The sequence below is a fragment of the Microbispora triticiradicis genome (assembly GCF_005864065.1).
GTDB lineage: Bacteria > Actinomycetota > Actinomycetes > Streptosporangiales > Streptosporangiaceae > Microbispora > Microbispora triticiradicis.
This window is the reverse complement of sequence record NZ_VANP01000014.1, coordinates 101833-120346: the sequence shown is the minus strand read 5'-3', so window position 1 is coordinate 120346 and position 18514 is coordinate 101833. Positions and strand designations below refer to the sequence as shown.

The 18514-nt window shown below is 73.0% G+C and carries 16 protein-coding genes; 5 read left to right on the top strand and 11 right to left on the bottom strand.

Annotated features, from left to right (window positions below; genetic code table 11):
* Window positions 1-73 precede the first annotated feature (73 nt).
* Window positions 74-832, top strand: a complete 759-nt coding sequence (locus tag FED44_RS28755; RefSeq protein ID WP_138462673.1) for an AfsR/SARP family transcriptional regulator — start codon at window positions 74-76, stop codon at window positions 830-832.
* 116 nt (window positions 833-948) lie between these two features.
* On the opposite strand, the gene FED44_RS28750 is transcribed toward FED44_RS28755, so the two are convergent.
* On the bottom strand, window positions 949-2376 hold the full coding sequence (locus FED44_RS28750) for an MFS transporter (protein WP_138462672.1): 1428 nt from the start codon (window positions 2374-2376) through the stop codon (window positions 949-951).
* 139 nt (window positions 2377-2515) lie between these two features.
* On the opposite strand from FED44_RS28750, the gene FED44_RS28745 reads away from it, so the two are divergent.
* From FED44_RS28745 to FED44_RS28730, 4 genes are all read left to right on the top strand, one after another.
* A complete protein-coding gene (locus tag FED44_RS28745) occupies window positions 2516-3103 on the top strand; it encodes a TetR/AcrR family transcriptional regulator (RefSeq protein ID WP_117409461.1) in 588 nt (195 codons plus the stop codon).
* Window positions 3104-3342: 239 nt separating this feature from the next.
* Window positions 3343-6144: a LuxR family transcriptional regulator gene (locus tag FED44_RS28740; RefSeq protein ID WP_133306130.1), complete on the top strand. Its 2802-nt coding sequence runs from the start codon at window positions 3343-3345 to the stop codon at window positions 6142-6144.
* 77 nt (window positions 6145-6221) lie between these two features.
* The gene (locus FED44_RS28735; RefSeq protein ID WP_165900865.1) at window positions 6222-6767 is read left to right on the top strand and encodes an allene oxide cyclase barrel-like domain-containing protein; all 546 of its coding nucleotides are present in this window, start codon (window positions 6222-6224) and stop codon (window positions 6765-6767) included.
* Between the two features lie 12 nt (window positions 6768-6779).
* Window positions 6780-7778, top strand: coding sequence for an aldo/keto reductase (locus FED44_RS28730; RefSeq protein WP_138462671.1), 999 nt, complete (start codon window positions 6780-6782; stop codon window positions 7776-7778).
* 61 nt (window positions 7779-7839) lie between these two features.
* Here the strand turns inward: FED44_RS28730 and FED44_RS28725 are convergent, their stop codons facing one another.
* The 10 genes from FED44_RS28725 to FED44_RS28680 all read right to left on the bottom strand — a co-directional run bounded on the left by FED44_RS28725 (window position 7840) and on the right by FED44_RS28680 (window position 18425).
* Complete coding sequence (locus tag FED44_RS28725; RefSeq protein ID WP_117409458.1) at window positions 7840-8073, bottom strand: ferredoxin; 234 nt, start codon at window positions 8071-8073, stop codon at window positions 7840-7842.
* 29 nt (window positions 8074-8102) lie between these two features.
* Complete coding sequence (locus FED44_RS28720; RefSeq protein ID WP_244302353.1) at window positions 8103-9341, bottom strand: cytochrome P450; 1239 nt, start codon at window positions 9339-9341, stop codon at window positions 8103-8105.
* A gap of 115 nt (window positions 9342-9456) precedes the next feature.
* A complete protein-coding gene (locus FED44_RS28715) occupies window positions 9457-10563 on the bottom strand; it encodes an acyltransferase family protein (protein WP_208759236.1) in 1107 nt (368 codons plus the stop codon).
* Window positions 10564-10677: 114 nt separating this feature from the next.
* Entirely contained in the window at window positions 10678-10884 is a 207-nt protein-coding gene (locus tag FED44_RS28710; protein ID WP_138462709.1) for a ferredoxin, read from the bottom strand.
* Window positions 10885-10889: 5 nt separating this feature from the next.
* Window positions 10890-12077, bottom strand: a complete 1188-nt coding sequence (locus FED44_RS28705) for a cytochrome P450 (RefSeq protein ID WP_138462669.1) — start codon at window positions 12075-12077, stop codon at window positions 10890-10892.
* A gap of 127 nt (window positions 12078-12204) precedes the next feature.
* Window positions 12205-13857, bottom strand: coding sequence for a dipeptide ABC transporter ATP-binding protein (locus tag FED44_RS28700; protein WP_138462668.1), 1653 nt, complete (start codon window positions 13855-13857; stop codon window positions 12205-12207).
* Window positions 13854-14654, bottom strand: a complete 801-nt coding sequence (locus FED44_RS28695; protein ID WP_208759235.1) for an ABC transporter permease — start codon at window positions 14652-14654, stop codon at window positions 13854-13856. The genes FED44_RS28700 and FED44_RS28695 overlap by 4 nt, the downstream gene beginning before the upstream one ends.
* Window positions 14655-14656: 2 nt before the next feature.
* The gene (locus tag FED44_RS28690; protein WP_208759234.1) at window positions 14657-15649 is read right to left on the bottom strand and encodes an ABC transporter permease; all 993 of its coding nucleotides are present in this window, start codon (window positions 15647-15649) and stop codon (window positions 14657-14659) included.
* A 2-nt stretch (window positions 15650-15651) separates the two neighbouring features.
* Complete coding sequence (locus FED44_RS28685) at window positions 15652-17328, bottom strand: ABC transporter substrate-binding protein (RefSeq protein ID WP_208759233.1); 1677 nt, start codon at window positions 17326-17328, stop codon at window positions 15652-15654.
* A gap of 110 nt (window positions 17329-17438) precedes the next feature.
* Window positions 17439-18425 carry an MsnO8 family LLM class oxidoreductase gene (locus FED44_RS28680; protein WP_208759232.1) on the bottom strand — a complete coding sequence of 329 codons (987 nt, stop codon included), beginning with the start codon at window positions 18423-18425 and terminating at the stop codon, window positions 17439-17441.
* Between the last annotated feature and the right edge of the window lie 89 nt (window positions 18426-18514).

The following is an 18514-nucleotide window of genomic DNA, read 5'->3' as shown; positions in this document are numbered from 1 at the left end:
AAAATGTCGTCATCGGGTGGATAAGTGCGGCTTTCAGTACTGCTGTCCCGTAAGAGCCGCGAGGAGGAGACGCGTGAGATACGAACTGCTCGGGCCACTGCGCCTCGTGGACGAGGCGACGCACACCATCAGCGCACCCAAGGTCGAGACCCTGCTGGCCGCGCTTCTCATCCGCGCCAACCAGCCGATCTCGACGGACGAGCTGCTCGACGAGCTGTGGGGGAACGAACCGCCGAAGCGGGCCCGCGCCGCCCTCCACGTGTACATCTCGCACCTCCGCAAGAACTTCGTGCAGCCCGCCGTGGACGGCGCGGCCATCCGGACGCACGCCCAGGGATACCTCCTGGAGGTCGACCAGGGATCGGTGGACGTGTTCCACCTCAAGTCCCTGCACGCGCGGGGGCGGGACACGCTGGACCGCGACCCCGAGAGCGCGCTGGAGGCGTTCACCGCCGCCGCGCGCCTGTTCCGGGGGCCCGTGCTCGCCGGCATCGACAACGGGCTCATCGTCGGCTCCTTCGCCCGCTGGGCGGAAGAGGCACGGCTGGAGTGCCTGGAGGTGATCGCGACGTGCTCGCTGCGGCTGGGACGGCACCGCGAGCTCATCGGCGACCTGTCGCGGTGGGTGGAGGAGTACCCCCTGAACGAGAACCTGCGCGAGCAGCTCATGCTCGCGCTCTACCGGGCGGGGCGGCGCGCCGAGGCCCTGGACGTCTTCCAGTCGGCCCGCCAGGTGCTGCGGGAGGAGCTCGGGCTCGATCCCCGCAAGACCATGCGCCGGCTGCAGTTCGCGATCCTCTCGTCGGACGCCGAACTCGCCATCGCCGGCTGAGGGTCACGTACGCCGCCTGCCGTGAAGCGCCGGGCGGGAGCACGTGAGGGGCGGGCCGGCTGCGGACGGCTCGCCCCTCACCACGGGACCCGGGGGGAACGGCCCCGTCAGCCCCGTCAGGCGGCGGAGGTGGCCCTCCGCGCTCCGGGGCGGTACCAGAAGACGAGCGCGACGAGCAGCGCGATCACCAGGGCGGCGGCGGCCCACACGAAGACCGACGAGATCGTCTCGGCGAGGCCGCCGGAGCCCTGGGTGAGCGGGATCAGCATCGCGGCCAGGCCGAGCGATCCGCCGATCGTGAGCGCCGTCTGCAGCACTCCGGCCGTCACACCGGCGTACTCGGGCGGTGCGGTGGTGAGCACGATCATGTTGAACGGGATGATCGCCACGCCGACCCCGAGCCCCATGACGATGAGGGCCGGGAGCACCCCGGTGAGGTAGGTGCTGCCACCGTCGAGCCGGGTCAGCCACGCAACTCCGGCCAGCACGACAACCAGGCCGGCCACCGCGCGGGTCTTGAGGCCGATCTTGGCGATGTACGAGGTGAGGATCTGGGTGCTGACGAGCAGCGCGAGGCCGAACGGCAGGATGGCCAGGCCGCTTCGCAGCGCGTCGAGGTGGAGCACGCCCTGGAGGTACTGCACCAGGTAGATCAGGAAGCTGGTCAGGACCGCCGCGAGCAGCACCAGGTTGAGGAAGGCCCCGGCCCTTTCGCGGCCGGCGAGGACCGCCAGGGGCAGCAGCGGCTCGGCCGAGCGCCGGTCCACCAGCAGCAGGATCACGGCCAGCACGACGGCCGCGCCGAGCGCCGCGAGTGTCCAGCGGTCGCCCCAGCCCTTCTCGGCGGCGTGGACCAGGCCGTACACGGCGGTGGTGAGGGTGGCGGTGCTCAGCAGCGCGCTCGGCAGGCCGAGCGAGCGCGACCGCCTCGTCTCGTCGCGCAGGCCGAGGGCGCGGGCGGCGACCACGGCGAGGACCAGCCCGATCGGCACGTTGACCAGCAGGCTCCAGCGCCAGTCACCGACCCAGGTGAGCAGGCCGCCGAGGACCATTCCGGCGGAGGCGCCGAGCCCGGTCACCGTGGAGTAGAGCCCGAAGGCGCGCTGCTGCCGCTCCCCCTGGAAGACGATCGCCAGCAGTGCCAGGCCGGTGGGCCCGCAGATCGCCGCGCCGGCGCCCTGCAGGATCCGGCCCGCGAGCAGCACTTCGAGGTTGGGCGCGAGACCGGCGATCAGCGACGCCACCACGACCAGCCCGATCCCGGCGAGGAAGACCCGGCGGTGGCCCAGCACGTCGCCGAGGCGTCCGGCGAACAGCAGGAGCCCGCCGAAGGCGAGGAAGAAGCCGTTGGGCACCCAGGATCCCCCGGCCACCGTCAGGTGGAGGTCGGACTGCAGGGTCGGCAGCGCGACGTTCACGATGGTGCCGTCGAGCTGGAGCATGAACTCGGCCCCGACGATCGCGGCGAGCGCGAGGGCCCAGCCGCGGTCGGGGACGTCCCGGGGTGTGCCGGAGACGCTTTCGGGGGTCGTTTCGGTGGCCATGGAACCTCCACGGTCCGCTGATGGGGGGCAGGGGTGAGGCGCGATCGGATTGCAGGCCGCACCTATACTGAGGTCGTCTCAGGTTAATCGGGAGCATTCAAACTGAGGCACCCTCAGGATGTCAAGCGGGAGGTAGCCGATGGACGGCAAGCCCTACATCGCCCAGCGCCCCAAACGGGCGGACGGACGGCGCAACTACGACGCGATCCTGGCCGCGGCCCGCAAGGCGTTCGAGAGCACCGGGGCCGACGCGTCGCTGGAGGACATCGCGAGCCAGGCCGGGGTGGCGATCGGCACGCTGTACCGCCACTTCCCCACCCGGGCCTCGCTGGTCGAGGCCGCGACCCGGGACGGCCTGGAGAACCTGGTCTCCCACGCCGAGCGGCTGTCCGGCGCTCCGGACCCGCTCGACGCGCTCACCGCGTGGATGCGCGAGGCCGTCGCGCACTTCAGCACCTTCCGCGGCCTGGTCGGCATCCTCGCCCGGAGCATGTACGACGAGGGGACGCCCTCGCACACGATGTGCAACGCGATGCACCGCAGCGGCGCCGACCTGCTGCGCGCCGCGCAGGCGGCGGGCAGCGTACGGCCCGACCTCACCCCCGACGAACTGTTCGACCTCCTCAGCGGCGCCGCCTGGGTGCGGGAGCAGGCGGCCGGCGGCAGGGACGGCAGCCCGCGCTTCCTGCGACTGGTGCTGGAGGGCATCACGATTCCCCGCGCCTGACCCCCACCGGAACGGCAAGGGGAAAGCGACTGGTGTTGACAAAACCGACTAAGGCGCTAGGTAATGTAGAGTAAGTCGGAGCTTCTCTCGCAGGCCGGATTCGAGAAGGAACCGGCGCCCGATCCTTCACTCTCCGCTACCACTGGAAGTTTCGGCCCAGAACGCGAGAAAGGAGCGACTTACGGGCCGAAATGCTCTTTTCGGTCACGAAACGCCTGGGGTCGTCACAGACAATGAGCGTGTATGAAGAACGAATCTCCGAGACCGCATCGGCCACAGTGGTGCGCACGGCCGAGCTCGACCTGCTGCGGGCCCTGACCCAGGAGCCGGGCTCCGAGGGACGGCTCGTCGCCGTCCTCGGCGAGCCGGGCTCCGGCAAGACCCACCTGCTGTCGGCGCTCGTACGCGAGCGGCAGTGGACCGCCCTCCCCGCCACCGTCCACCGATGCTCCTCCGGCGACCGGGAGCGGGCGATCGACGCCGTCCGCAAGGCGCTGTGGCGGGCGCGCCGGGCCGGTGAGCGCGAGGAGCCCGCCCGCCCTGTGATCGGTCTCGCCCGGCGGCGGAGCCGGCCGGACCGGGAGCTGGTGGTGATCGAGGACGCCCACCTCGCCGACGACGAGACCATCGGCGAGCTGGCCGCCATCGCCGGGGGCGATCCCGTGCCCCTGGCCGACGTCGTCGTCTCGCTGCGCCCGCGCCAGACCCCCGATCTCCTGGCCGAGGCCATCGCCGCCACCACGGCCTTCGGACGCACCGCGCGGATCGAGCTCGCCCCCCTCGACGACGAGCGGATGCTGGCCATGTCGCCCGTTCCCGCGCCGTACGAACTGCGCCACCGCAGCGGCGGGAACCCGTTCAACCTGCGCGCGCTGCAGGCTCTGGAGCGCAGTGCACGCTCGGGCGGCGACGGCGCGCTCGCGCCGTTCGAGTTCGCCGTGATGAGCGAGGTGCGCGACCTGACGCTCACCGAGCGGTACGCGCTGCACGCCGCGGCGATCCTGCGCTCCCGGTTCGACGCGGACCTGCTCGCCGAGGTCGCCGCACTCGACCCTCTGGTGGCCTCCGCCGCGCTGCGCCGCCTCGTCCGGCGGGACCTGGTGCGGGTGGAGCCCGTCGGCACCCTGTTCTCGATCAGGGACGAGGTGTTCGGCTCGCTGCTGCGGCAGATGATCGATCCCTGCTGGGCGGCGCTGGCCCACCAGCGGGCGCTGCACCGGCTCTCGGCCCGCGGCCAGGCCGGCACACAGATCGGCTTCCACCTGGTCAGCTCGCTGTCGAGGGCGCGCGCCGGCGAGCTGACCCAGATCGTCGACGCGTCCCAGGAGATCATGGAGACCGACGTCAGCGAGTGCGTCTCCTGGCTGACGCCCGTGCTCGCCGAGGCGCCGCCCTCGACCGAGATCGGCGCGCGCGCCCGGCTGGCGCTCAGCACCGCCTTCGGCCGTCTCGGCCGGATGCCCGAGAGCCGCGACCTGCTGTTCCTGGTGCACGAGTCGGACGCGCCGGTGGACCCGGCCGTGTTCGCCGAGCACGTCGCCTTCGTCTCGGTGGTGGAGGGCGTTCTCAGCCAGGACGTGCAGATGCTCGACCTGCTGGGGCACCTCCTCGACCGGCCCGGACTGCGGGACTCCCCGGTCTGGCCGCGCCTGGTCCTGGCGCGCAGCTTCCGCGTGTCGATGCTCGGCCGCGCGGTCGACAGCGCGGAGGCCGACTCCGCGCTGCGGGCCGCCCGGGCGGCCGGCGACGACCTCGTCGCGGCGGGGCTGCTCGGGCTCAGGGCCCTGGCGTCGGTGGCCGCCGGGGACGTGGAACGTGCCCTGGCCGACGCCGACGCCGCCGCGGAGTCGCTGGACCGCACCCCCGAGCATCTGGTGGCGCGTCACGTCGAGTGCCTGCTGCTGGCCGGGCTCGCCTACATCTACCTCGGCCGCAACGCCGACGCCCAGCGGCAGGTGCGGCGCGGCGTCGACGTCGCCCGCCGGCGCCAGCGGCCGTTCCTGCTGCCGACGCTCCTGGTCATGCTCAGCGAGGCCGAGCGCCACCTCGGCCGGCTCAGGCAGGCCCGCGACGCGGCGGACGCGGCGATCGTCGAGTCGGGCCCGGGCAACCCGCTGCGGCACGCGCAGGCGGTCGCCCTCAAGTCCGCCGCCGAGGTGTGGATGCAGCCGGTGGCCAGCGGGCGGGCCAAGTCCCTGGCCCAGCAGGCGCTCGCGCGGCAGGCGCTGACCGGGACCCACGTGAACGGCAGCGCCTCGATCGCCGCGCTGACGCTCGCCAAGTGCGCCTGGCTGGACGGCGACCCGACGCACTGCGTCACCCTCCTGCTCAACGAGGGCCGGGGGCCGGACCTGCGGGTCATCCCGAGCGGCACCCGCCCCACGATGTGGGAGACGCTGTGCGCCGCCGGCCTGGACGCCGGAATGCCCCTCGACGAGTGGGCGCGCCGCGCCCAGGAGCACGCCCGGGCGGTGCCCATGCCGCACAACCTCGCCTACGCCGCCATGACCGGCGGCCATCTGCTGCGCACGCGGGCGGCGCCCGGTGAGGCCGCCCGGCGCTACCGCGAGGCGGCCGAACTGTTCGCCACGGCCGGCATGCCGATCGAGCAGAGCTACGCCCTCGGGCAGGCGGCGCGGGCGCTCGCCGAGCAGGGCCGCGCCGACCAGGCGGCCCACACCGTGCGGCTCGCCGCGGAGATCGCCCGGCGGTCGGAGGCGGTGACGCTGCTCCACTGGCTGGACAGGCAGACCGGCGGGCGCCCTGCGTCGCGCCCGGCTCCGCAGCCCTCCTCCCGTCAGGAGATGTTCGGGCGGCTGGAGGTATTCGGCCGGCTGACCCACCGCGAGCGCGAGATCGCGTTGCTGATCTGCTCGGGAATGAAAAGACGTGACATCGCCGACCGGCTCACGATCAGCACGCGGACGGTGGACGTTCACCTCACCCGCATTTACCGGAAAACCGGCGTGAGCTCCCGGATGGAGCTGGCGCTGGCCATTCAGCGGAAGGCGGCCGGACAGGAATACGCGATCGGCTTTTAGGGGCGACCGGCTTTTAGGGGCGCTTGAGCGCCGCCGCCTAGGGTCGGAAACGTAACTTTCCGTCTCGGGAGGCGAATATGGATCTACGCGCGTTGTCCGACCGGATCGCGCCGGTGCGCCACGCGGTGAGCTCCTTCCTGCTGCCGTTCCTGGCCGCGCCGCCGGAGACCGTGTCGGACCGGGTCGGGGCGCTCGCCCGGCCCGGCCGCTCGCTCATCCTGCGCGACCTCACCGAGAAGGTCGTGGAGTACCGCTCCAACAACGCCGACCCCACCGGCACGACGCCCACCGAGAAGGACTTCGCCACCGTCCGGCTGGAGATCTTCGGTCCGGACGGCGAACCGCTCGGCGAGACGTCCGGCGCGGGCCGGATGCTCTTCAAGCAGGAGCACGACGGCCACTTCGTCGCGTACTTCGGCGAGGAGATCCGGCTGCGCGACGGCAACGTCATCCGCGCCGGGGGCCTGGTCGACGACGCCAGGCTGACGGCCGGCGAGGCCGCGACGTTCCCCGCCGTCGTCGTCGCCGGGCCGCTGCGCGGAGCCATCGGCTTCCGCTGGTTCCGGCCCGTGGCGAAGGAGACCCACGACACGTACGAGTCCGCGATCGTCGTCTACCGGTAGCGAGGGGACGCCATGACCCTGACCCGGCTCCCCACCCGCCGGATCGGCCCCCTGACCGTCGGCGCCCAGGGGCTCGGCTGCCTCGGCATGTCCGAGTTCTACGGCGCGACCAGCGAGGGCGAGGCGATCTCGACCATCCGGCGCGCCCTCGACATCGGCGTCACGCTGCTCGACACCGCCGACGTGTACGGCCACGGCGCCAACGAGGAGCTGGTCGGCCGCGCCGTCGCCGGGCGCCGCGAGTCGGCCGTGCTCGCGACCAAGTTCGGCGTGGTGCGGCCCGGCCCCGGTGTCGGCGCCGGGGTGCGCGGCGACGCCCTCTATGTGCGGCGGGCGTGCGAGGACTCCCTGCGGCGGCTCGGCGTGGACCACGTCGACCTGCTCTACCTGACCCGCGTGGACACCGAGGTCGGCGTCGAGGAGACGGTCGGCGCGATGGCCGAACTGGTGGCCGCCGGGAAGATCCGCGCCATCGGGCTGTGCGAGGCCGCGCCGGAGACGATCCGCCGGGCCCACGCCGTCGCCCCCGTCTCCGCCCTGCAGACGGAGTGGTCGCTGTGGTCGCGGGACATCGAGCGGCGGATCCTGCCGGTCTGCCGGGAGCTCGGCATCACCGTGGTGCCGTACGCGCCGCTCGGGCGGGGCTTCCTCGCCGGCGCGGTCCGCTCCCGCGACCAGCTCGAGGAGGGTGACTTCCGGCGTTTCGGCCTGCCCCGGTTCTCGCCGGAGAACCTGCCGCGCAACCTGCCCCTCGCCGACCGGCTCGGCGAGCTCGCCGGGGAGCTGGGGATCACACCGGCCCAGCTCGCTCTCGCGTGGCTGCACCACCAGGGCCCGGACGTCGTCCCGATCCCCGGCGCGAAGCGGCGGGACCACCTGGAGGAGAACGCGGACGCGGTGTTCCTGAGCCTGACCCGGGCCGACCTGGCGGCGGCCGCGGCCGCCGTCCCGGCCGGCGAGGTGCACGGCGAGCGCTGGAACGAACAGAGCATGCGCTTCGTCGACCGCTGAGGCGGCCGGGGGCGACCCATGGGTCGCCCCCGGCCGCCTCAGCGGCCAGCCGTCCGTCCGGTCAGCCCGCGGGCGGGGCGCCCTGTGCCGGGGCCGCGGCCGAGGCGTCCAGGAGGGCGATGGCCCGGGACGGGCACAGGTTCTCCGCCACCTCCACGGCCCGCCGCTGGTCCTCCCCCGGCTCCGCGTCGAGCACCACCACCAGGCCGTCCTCGCCGTGGTCGAAGACGGCCGGCGCGCTGATCGCGCAGTGCCCGGCGGCCATGCAGCGGCTCCGGTCGGCGGTCACCTTCATCGCGACTCCTCTCTCTCCCCTGCCGGGGTTCACCACTCGACCGGCAAGGTGTGGACGCCCTGCATCGTGCCGCCGCTGCGCGTGGGCAGCGCCTCCAGCGGAGTGCCCAGCCGCAGGCCCGGGATCTCCTCGAACAGGACGGAGAAGGCGACCTCCAGCTCCATCCGGGCGAGGTTCTGCCCCAGGCACTGGTGGATGCCGAAACCGAACGTCAGGTGCTGACGGCCCGACGCCGCGTTGTCTCCCACGGTGCGGTGGACGTCGAACTCGTACGGCCGGGGGAAGACGGCGGGGTCGCGGTTGGTCATCGAGGAGGACACCAGGACGCCCTCTCCGGCCCTGATGACCTCCCCGTCGATCTCGATGTCCTCGGTCGCCACCCGGACGCCGGAGACGTCGGTGATCGAGACCAGCCGCAGCAGCTCGTCGATCGCGGCGGGAAGCGCCCCGGGGTCGGCCCGCAGCGCGGCGAGCTGGTCAGGGTGCTCCAGCAGCGTGACGACGCCGAGCGCGATCATCTGGGAGGTCGTGTCGTGCCCGCCGATGAGCAGGGCGAGCGCGATGCGCAGCAGGTCCTCGCGGGTGAGGTCGCCGTCCTCGGTGACCTGCCCGGCGAGCCTGCTCAGCACGCCGCTTCCGCCGGGCTCGCGCTCCTTGCGCGTGATCAGGCCGTCGAGGTAGTCCCACAGCTCGCGGCCCGCCCTCTCGGCGTCCTCGGCCGACTTCGCCTGCAGCAGGCCCACCGTCTTGGCCTCGAAGAACTCGTGGTCCTCGTACGGCACGCCGAGCAGCTCGGAGATCACCATCGAGGGGATGGGCAGTGCGTAGGCCTGCACGAGGTCCACCGGCGGGCCCGCCCGGAGCATGTCCGCCGCGAGCCGCCGGGCGAGCTCCTCCACCTGGGGGCGTACGGCGCGCACGTGCTTGAGGCTGAAGTCGGGGGCGAGCAGGCGCCGGTGCACGTCGTGGACCGGCGGGTCGAACCCGATGATGGCGATGGGCTTGAAGATGGGCGCGTCCAGCCGGGGCAGGACGGCGGGGAAGTCGTCGCGGGACCGGTCGGCCGACATGCGCGGGTCGGCGAGCAGCCGCCGGGCCTGTGCGTGGCCGGTGACCATCCAGATGGTGCGGCCGTCCCACAGCCGGACCCGGTGGAGCGGCCCCCGCCGCCCCAGGTCCTGGTATCCGGGGGACGGCTGCCAGGGACAGGCCCGGTCCTGCGGGTAGGCGAACAGTTCCTCGTTCGCGGTGGTCGGTGGAGCGTTCACGATGTGGCTCCTTCGTCCTTCCGTCTCGGTGGGTGAGCGGCCTCGGTGGGTGAGCCGGGCCCGGTGGGTGAGCTGGGCCCGGTGGGTGAGCCGGCCTCGGGGGGTGGGTGCGGGGTCAGGTGGTCGGTTCGGGCGAGCGGGCCTCCGGCAGCGGCGCGGGCCCGGGCCGGACGGCCCGGGCGCCGGCCCAGGCGCGCATGGCGGGCTCCTCGACGAACCGGGTGAGGAGCCAGGCCAGCAGCGTGGTGACCCCGAACAGGGCCGTGACGAGGAACAGCGCGGACGGCGTGTCCCAGGTCCGGTCGGCGCCCAACGCGGTGTGGGAGTAGCTCAGGACGAGGAAGTGGACCAGGTAGGAGGCGTACGAGATCGTCCCCAGCCAGATCAGGGGGCGGGAGCGGAACGGGCTGAACCGGCCCTTGAGGTCGGCGACGGCGACCGCGGCGATGAGCAGCGCGAGCGGCAGCGCGACCGGCGCGGTGAGTCCGTAGACCGTCGGCCACAGGTACATCTGCAGGCCGAAGGCGGCGACCAGGATCAGCAGCGCCGGGGCCCAGCCCAGCCGGATCCACCGGCCGGTGACGACGATCCTGGCCATCAGGATGCCGAGGACGAAGTCGAGCGCCCGGGTCGGCGGGAACGACACCAGGAACCAGTTCTGGGTGAGCGACATCTCCTGCCCGGGCAGCGCCGGCGTGCCCGGCAGGACCGCGAGGGCGACGGCGGGAAGCACGGCGATCACCGCGACGACGGCGGCCACGGCCGTCCAGAGGCGCTGGGCCGGGATCCGCCGGACGAGCCCGTAGAGGAACGGGAAGGCCAGGTAGAACAGCAGGTCGCAGGCGAGCGACCAGGTGACCACGTTGATGGAGAGGATCAGATCCGCGCGCGGGAGCCAGGTGTGCACGAGCAGCAGGCTGGGCAGCGCCTTGACCAGGTCGACGGACTGGCCGGCCCAGATCGCCAGCGCGAGGGCGGCGAACCAGGTGACCACGTGGTTGGGGTAGACCTTGACGAGCCGCCGCCGCCACATGCGGGTGCGCGACTCGCCCTCGAAGAACGACCAGGTCAGGACGAACCCGCTCAGCACGAAGAAGAACTCCACGCCGAGCCACCCGGACGTGAAGGCGTAGGTCTGGAGCGAGGACGCGACGTCCGGGTGGAAGTAGCCCAGCACGCACGCGTGGCAGACGAACACGAGGAACGCCGCGACGAATCTCATTCCGGTCAGTGAGGGGAGGGGGGAGGCTTCCTGAGCCGCCGCTGTGGTCATACGTGTTCCGCCTGTTTCCTAGTGCGTGAGCCGTGGGCCCGGCCGGGCCCGGGGCGGACGGATTCAGCCCCCGGCGGGGCCGTCGCCGATCCGGATGGCCCGCGACGGGCAGAGGTAGGCCGCCTTGCGGACCCGTTCCTCCTGCTCCGGTGCGGGGTTCGAGGTGAGGACCACGACGATGCCGTCCTCGTCCTGGTCGAACACCTCCGAGGTCGCGGCCATGCAGCGGCCGCCACTGATGCAGCGCTCCCGGTCCGCCGACACCCACATCGCGGTCACCACTCGACCGGGAGCTCGAGGACCCGCTGCACGGTCCCGGCCCCGAGGATGGGCAGCTCGGCGACGGGGGCGGCCAGCCGGATCCCGGGGAGCCGGCCGAACAGCTCCTTGAACGCGACCTCGAGCTCCAGCCGGGCGAGGTTCTGGCCGAGGCACTGATGGATGCCGAAGCCGAACGTCAGGTGGTGGCTGTCCTCGCGCAGGAGGTCGAGTTCGTCGGCACGCCGGTGCACCGCCGCGTCGCGGTTGGCCAGCGTGCCCGAAACCAGCACCCCCTCCCCCTCGCGGATGAGGTGCCCGGCGATCTCGATGTCGCCCTTGGCGACGCGGGTGGCGACGAGGTCGGTGGTGGCGATGTAGCGCAGCAGTTCCTCGACCGCGCCCGGCAGCCGGTCGGGGTCCTCGTGCAGCAGGGCGAGCTGCTCCGGGTGCTCCAGCAGGGTGATGACACCCAGTGCCAGGGAGGAGGAGGTGGTCTCGTGCGCGGCGATGAGCAGCACCAGGGCGATGGACACCAGCTCGTCGTGGCCGATGTCCCCGGTGACGACCCGCTCCCGGACGAGCGTGCCGAGCAGCCCGTCGGAGGGGTTCTTGATCTGCTCGGCGACCAGCCGGTCGATGTAGTCGAACAGCTCCTGCGCCGCCGTCGCCGACTCCTCCTCGGTGCCCAGCATCACCTTGCCGCTGGCGTCCTGGAAGAAGTCGTGGTCGTCGTACGGCACGCCGAGGTGGCGGCAGATGACCAGCGACGGCAGCGGCACCGCGAGCAGCGGCACCAGGTCGGCGGGCGGGCCGTGCTCGACGATGCGGTCGACGAACCCGGCGACGATCCGCTCGATCTCCGGGCGCATCCGGCGGACCGCCTTGAGGCTGAAGTGGGGGTTGAGATACCGGCGGTAGACGTCGTGGACCGGCGGGTCCATGGCGATCAGCGCCAGCGTGCGGGCGATCTGGGAGCGGAACCGGGGCGCCACGATGGGGAACCCGGGGTGGGTGCGCTGGGAGGACAGGTTCGGGTGGGTGAGGATCTCCCGGGACTCCCGGTAGCCGGTCACCATCCACGCCTCGCGCCCGTCGAAGAGGGTCACCTTGAGCACCGGCCCCCGCTCCCCGATCTCGCGGTAGCCCGCGGGCGGCTCGTAGGGGCAGGTGCGCTTCTGCGGGTACGGCGGAGCTTCCGTCATTTCCCTTTTTCCCTTCGGCGAGAGTTTGGGGAACCGGGCGTCACAAATTACCGCGAACAGGACGCCGCAATGGTAGGCAGGCTGCCATTCGCGGAACAAGTCGCCTTGAGCCCGGCCTTAGAACGGCTTATGCGCCGGTCGCGCCCACTTCCTTGAATTCCGCCGCCGATCGCGGCCGGAAATGCGGAACCGCGTCGAGAAGCGCTTTCGTGTACGGATGCTCGGGATGGTCGAATACCTTTTCCATTTCACCGCTCTCCACCACCCGGCCGTCCTTCATCACCACCACCCGGTGGCTCAGCCGGCGGATGACGCCGAGATCGTGGGAGATGAACACGTACGCCACCCCGAGCCGCTCCTGGACGTCGGCGAGCACGTCGAGGACCTGGGACTGGATGGACGCGTCGAGCGCGGAGACCGGCTCGTCGCAGACGATGACCCGCGGCCCGGGGGCGAGGGCCCGGGCGATGGCGAGGCGCTGGCGCTGCCCGCCGGACAGCTCCCGCGCGCGCCGGTCGAGCACGCCGGGCGCGAGCCCGACGTGTTCCAGCAGCCGCGCCACGTGCCGGTCGCGTTCCTCGCGGGGTGTCCGGCCCGCGCGCAGCGGCTCCTCCAGGATCTGCCGGGCGGTGTAGCGGGGGTCGAAGGACGACAGCGGATGCTGGTAGATCATCTGGACGGCGCGGCGGGCCGTGCGCCGCGCCTGGCCGTGCAGCCCGCTCCACGGTGCGCCGTCGAGCAGCACCCGCCCGGTGTCCGGCTCCAGCAGGCCCATCAGCAGCCGGCCGAGGGTGGTCTTGCCCGAGCCTGACTCGCCGACGACGCCCAGCGTCTGCCCGGCCTCGACCGTGACGGACACGTCGTCCACCGCGGTGAGCGTGCCCCGCCCCGGGAGGGTGTAGCGCTTGGCCAGGCCCTCGGCCCGGAGCACCTCGTCCGTCCCCCGGCCCGGCCGCCCGGCCGGCCGCGGCGCGCGGCGGCCGTGCCCGAGCGCCGCGCCCACCAGCGTCCCGGTGTAGGGATGCGACGGCGACTCCAGAACCGCCGCGGCCGGGCCCTCCTCGACGAACAGCCCGTCCTTCATCACGTACACGTAGTCGGCGATCTCCACGACCACGCCCAGGTCGTGGCTGATGAGCAGCACCGCGGTGCCGTCGCTCACCCGCTCGCGCACCAGCGCGAGCACCTGCCGCTGCACGGTCGCGTCCAGGGCCGTCGTCGGCTCGTCGGCGATCAGCAGGTCGGGCCGCGCGGCCAGCGCCGAGGCGATGAGCGCGCGCTGGCGCAGCCCGCCCGACAGCTGGTGGGGATACTGCCGGGCGCGGCTGCGCGGGGCCGGGATCTCCACTTCGCCGAGCAGCCGCTCGACCTCGGCGTCCACCTGCTTCGGGGGCACGACGCGGTGCGTGCGCAGCGGCTCGGCCACCTCCGCGCCGACCCGGCGCAGCGGGTCGAGCGACCCCAGCGCGTCCTGCAGGACGAACCCCAGGCGGCGCCCGCGCAGCGACCGCCAGGCCCGGCCCCGCACCTGGCGCAGGTCGATCCCGTCGAACGTCAGCTCGGCCGCGGCGACCCGGGCGCCCTCCCCCGCCAGGCCGGCGAGGCTGCGCGCCGTGACGCTCTTGCCCGAGCCGGACTCGCCGACGATCGCGACGACCTGGCCGCGGTCGATCCGGAACGACACGCCGCGCACCGCCTCCACCGTCCCGTGCCGGGTGGGGAAGCCCACCGCGAGGTCCCGTACGGCGACGAGGGGGCTGCCCCCTCCCTCGGTGGTCACGACCGCCTCCCCTCTGCGCGGGCGTTGAGATGGCGGCCGACGAGCGTGACGGCCAGGACCGCGAGGGTGATGGCCACCCCAGGGAACACGGCGGGCCACCAGGCGAGGGCCAGGAGTTCGCGGCTGTCGGAGAGCATGGCGCCCCACTCGGCCGTCGGCGGCCGGGGGCCGAGGCCCACGAAGCTCAGCGAGGAGCTGGCGACGATCATGGCGCCGAGGCTCACCGTCGCGAGCGCCAGCACGGGGGCGGCGGCGTTGGGCAGCACGTGGCGGACGACGACCTGCGCGCGGGACCAGCCGAACCCGTGGGCGGCCTCGACGTACTGCGCCGCGCGGAGGCGGATCACCTCGGCCCGGGCCACCCGGGCGAAGCCGGGCGTGGAGATCACCGCCAGGCCGACGGCGGCGGTGCCGCTCCCGGGGCCGAGCACGGCGACGACGAGGAAGACCAGCAGCAGGCCGGGGACGGACAGGACCACGTCGAGCGACCGGCTGAGGACCTGGTCGGCGACCCGGCCGAGCTGGGCGGCGGCGACCCCGATCACGACGCCGGCCAGGAGGGCCAGCAGGACCGCGCCGGCCCCGATCAGCAGGGACGGCCGGGCTCCGTACACGATCCGGGCGTACAGGTCGCGGCCGTTCTGGTCGGTGCCGAGCCAGTGCCCGGCGCCGGGCGGCCGCAGCGTCGCGTCCAGGTCGGCGGCGTCCGGGTCGATCCCCGTGAACAGCGACGGGACCGCCGCCATGGCGGCCAGCAGCACCAGCACGGCCGCCCAGGGCCAGAGACTTCTGGGCACCCCTACCTCCCCGAGTCCCGCGTCCTGGGATCGATCACCCAGGTGAGGATGTCGACCGCGATGGTGACCAGCACGAACGCGATCGCCGTCACCAGGACGACCGCGACGACCACGGGCATGTCCTTGTTCGCCACGGCGGACAGCGCCAGCCGCCCGATGCCCTGCCGGGAGAAGACGATCTCGATGATGACCGCGCCGCCGATCAGAGAGCCGGCGATCCAGCCGAGCAGCGTGGTGACGGGGATCAGGGCGTGGCGCAGCACGTGCCGCAGGCGCAGGGCCGTCTCGCCGAGGCCCCGGGCACGGGCGGTGACCACGAACGGCTCGTCCGCCGCGCGCAGCAGCCCCTCCCGCAGCACTCCGGCGACGACGGCCGCGGGCCCGGCGGCCAGGGCGGCGGTCGGCAGGACCAGCCCGGCCGGCGAGGAGGACCCGATGGCCGGGAACCAGTGCAGGGTGAAGGAGAAGACGGTCAGCAGCAGCAGCCCCAGCCAGAACGGCGGCAGGGCCACGACCAGCGACTCGGCCGACGCGAACAGCGAGCGCACCCAGGCCCGGCGGTTGGCGCTCACCACCCCGAGCGCGACCGACGCGACGATCGTCGCCAGCAGGGTCGTGGCCACCAGCAGAAGCGTGGAGGGGAGCTGTGCGGCGATCTCGCCCCACACCGGCCTGCGCAGCACGTACGACTCGCCGAACTCGCCCCGCACGATCCGCCCGAGGTAGGTGAGGTACTGCACCGGGATCGGGTCGTCGAGCCCGTACTCCGCCACGATCCGCTCGCGGACCTCGGGGCTCACCGAGGTCCGGGCGAGCAGGACGTCGGCCGTGCTCCCCGGCATGACCTGCAGCAGCACGAACGTCACCGTCACCGCTCCCCACAGCACACCGGCCGATGCGGCCAGGCGGACGAGGACCAGCCGTACGAGCGACCCGTGGCCCCGGCCGGAGCGGCGGTCCTCGGTCCGCGCCGCCGCCGCTCCCGCCGGGGACATCTTCAGGACGCCAGCCATATGCTGGACAGGTCGGGCGTGCCGTCGACGTTGAACCGCACGTCCCGGACACCCTCGCGGGCCGCGACGGTGGACAGCGGCGAGTAGATCGGCAGCACCGCCGCGTCGTCGGTGACCCGCCGCTGCACCTCGGCGTAGACGCCGAACTGCTCGGACTGGTCCCGGGCGTCGAGTGCCCGCTTGAAGTAGGCCTCCACCTGCGGGTTGTCGTACCTCGCCATGTTGTTGCTGATCCCGCGCTTGGGCGTCGGGATGTTGTCGGCGCCGAACAGCACCCGCAGCACGTCCGGCCCGGGTGAGGAGAAGCTCGTGTCGATCAGCTCGTAGTCGCCGTCCAGCAGGCGGTTGACGAAGGTGCCGCCGTCGAGGTTCTCCTCGACCAGCTCGACGCCGAGCTGCTTGGCCGAGGCCTGGATCTGCACGGCGAGGGTGCTCACCGACGGGTCGGACCACATGTGGCGCAGGGTGAGCCGCCTGCCGTCCTTGGTCCGGTAGCCCTGCGCGTCCCGTTGCGTCCATCCGGCCTGGTCGAGCAGCCGGTTCGCCTCGGCCGGGTCGTAGCCGTACGCGGAGGAGAGCGAGCCGTCGAAACCGGGCGTGCTGGCCGACAACGGCCCCTGCGCGCCGTCGTACACCCCGAAGTAGACGTTCTTCACGATCTGCCGCCAGTTGACGCCCGCCCGCAGGGCCTTGCGCACGTTGACGTCGCTCAGCGGGCCCTTCGCGGTGTTGGGCCAGTAGCTGTAGTTGGCGCCGGGGAACGGCGTGGTGTGCAGGGCGAAGCCCGGGGTGCCCTTCAACGTGCCGACGGAGGACGGCGCGAGGCCGGTGATCACGTCGACCTGGCCGCTCGTGAGCGCGCCGAGCCGGGCCGAGTTGTCCGGCACGACCGTGACCTCGATGCGGTCGAGCGGCGCGGGGCCTGTGCGTGGCGCCCCCTCCGGAGCCCAGCCGTACGCCGGGTTCCTGACGTAGTCGATGCCCTTCTGCGGGGTGAGCCCGCCGTCGCTCTTGAACGGCCCGGTGCCGACGACGGTGGCGCACAGCTTCGAGGCCGGGCCCTTCAGCGTGGCCGGGGACTCGATCCCGAGGTTGGGCTGGGCGAGCGCGGCGAGGAAGCCGGAGTCGGGCCGCTTCAGCCGCACCTCCACGGTCAGCGGGTCGACGGCCTTCGCCGAGTCGTAGGCCGCGACCAGGCTGCCGGCGAGCAGCGACTTGGTCTCGGGGGCGACCACGTGGTCGAGGTTGGCGACGACCGCCGCCGCGTCGAACTTCGCGCCGTCGGTGAAGGTCACGCCCTCCCGCAGCCGGAACGTGTACGTCCGCCGGTCGCCGGAGACCGTCCACTCGCGGGCGAGCCAGGGATGGAGGCCGCCTCGCGGGTCCTGGTAGACCAGGGAGTCGACCAACGGCCGGGTCAGCAGCCGAGCCGACTCCGTCGGGCTCTGGTGGGGGTCCAGGCACTCCGGTTCCTTCTCGACCGCCAGGCGCAGCGTGCCCCCGGTGCGGGGGGACACCGCTCCCGCGGCCTCCGCCTTCCCCTGGGCGGCGGGGGCCGGGTCGTCCGCTCCGGAGGAGCAGGCGGTGAGAGCCAGCATCAGCGTGGCGGCCCCCGCCATGACGGCGGAGGCGGTGGTTCCGGGCCTCGGGGCAGCACCCATCCTCGTCCCAATCGTTGCGACGTCCAGGCCGGAAGGGATCTCCGGCCACAGACACAGTGCTCGCCGGTTCTAAAGCCGTGCTGAATCGGCGGCGCCGTCGCGTGAGGGGACTACAGCGACGAGACGATCTTGGCGATCAGCTCGTAGGAGCGGATCCTGGCCTGGTGGTCGGGCACCTGGGTGAGCACGAACAGCTCGTCCGCGCGGGTGGCGCGCAGCAGGTCGCCGAGCCGGGGGGCGATCCGCTCGGGGCTGCCGACGAACTGGGGGCCGATCTTGTCCCGCAGGAACCGCTCCTCCTCCGGGGTGAACCGGTGCGCGGCCGTCTCCTCCTCCGTCGGCAGTACGGTCGCGGGGTCGACCGTGCGCATGAGGATCTGGCCGTACACGAAGGACGTGGCGAGCCGGTGCGCGCGCTCGTCGCTGTCGGCCGCGACCGCGATCACGGCCACGCAGGCGTGCGGCTCGGCGAGGGCCGCCGAGGGCCGGAACGCCCGGCGGTAGGCCTCCAGGGCCTCCGGCGCGCCCGCGCCGACGATCGCGTGCGCGTACACGTACGGCAGGCCGAGGCGGCCCGCGGCGGCGGCGCTGGACGCGCTCGACCCCACCAGCCAGATCTCGGGCGGCGTGGCCGGCTCGGGGATCGCCCGGACGCCGCCGCTGCCGCCGGCGAAGTACTCGCCCAGCTCGCGCAGCGCGCTCGGGAAGTCGAGCCCGCGCGGGTCGCCCATGCGGGCGGCGGCCTCGCCGGACCCTCCGGCGGCGCGGCCGAGCCCGAGGTCCACCCGGTCCGGGTAGAGCCCGGCCAGGACGCCGAACTGCTCGGCCACCACGTACGGCGAGTGGTTGGGCAGCAGCACCGCGCCGGAGCCGACGCGGATGGTGGAGGTCGCCGCGAGGATTGACCCGGCGAGCACGGCCGGGCTGGAGGTCGCGAGCGCCGGGGTGTTGTGGTGCTCGGCGACCCAGTAACGCCGGTAGCCCAGCGCCTCCACGGCCTGAGCCAGATCGACGGAGCGGCGCAGCGCGTCGCCCGCGGTGTCGCCACGCCAGACGGGTGCGGTGTCGTGCACGGAGACGGCGATTCCCTCGGCCAACGTCCTCTCCTTCAGGGGAGTCAAAGGGGCATATGCGGAGGATTCCTCATGTTACGTCGCCGGACAGTCAACCTGAGGTTGCCTCAGAT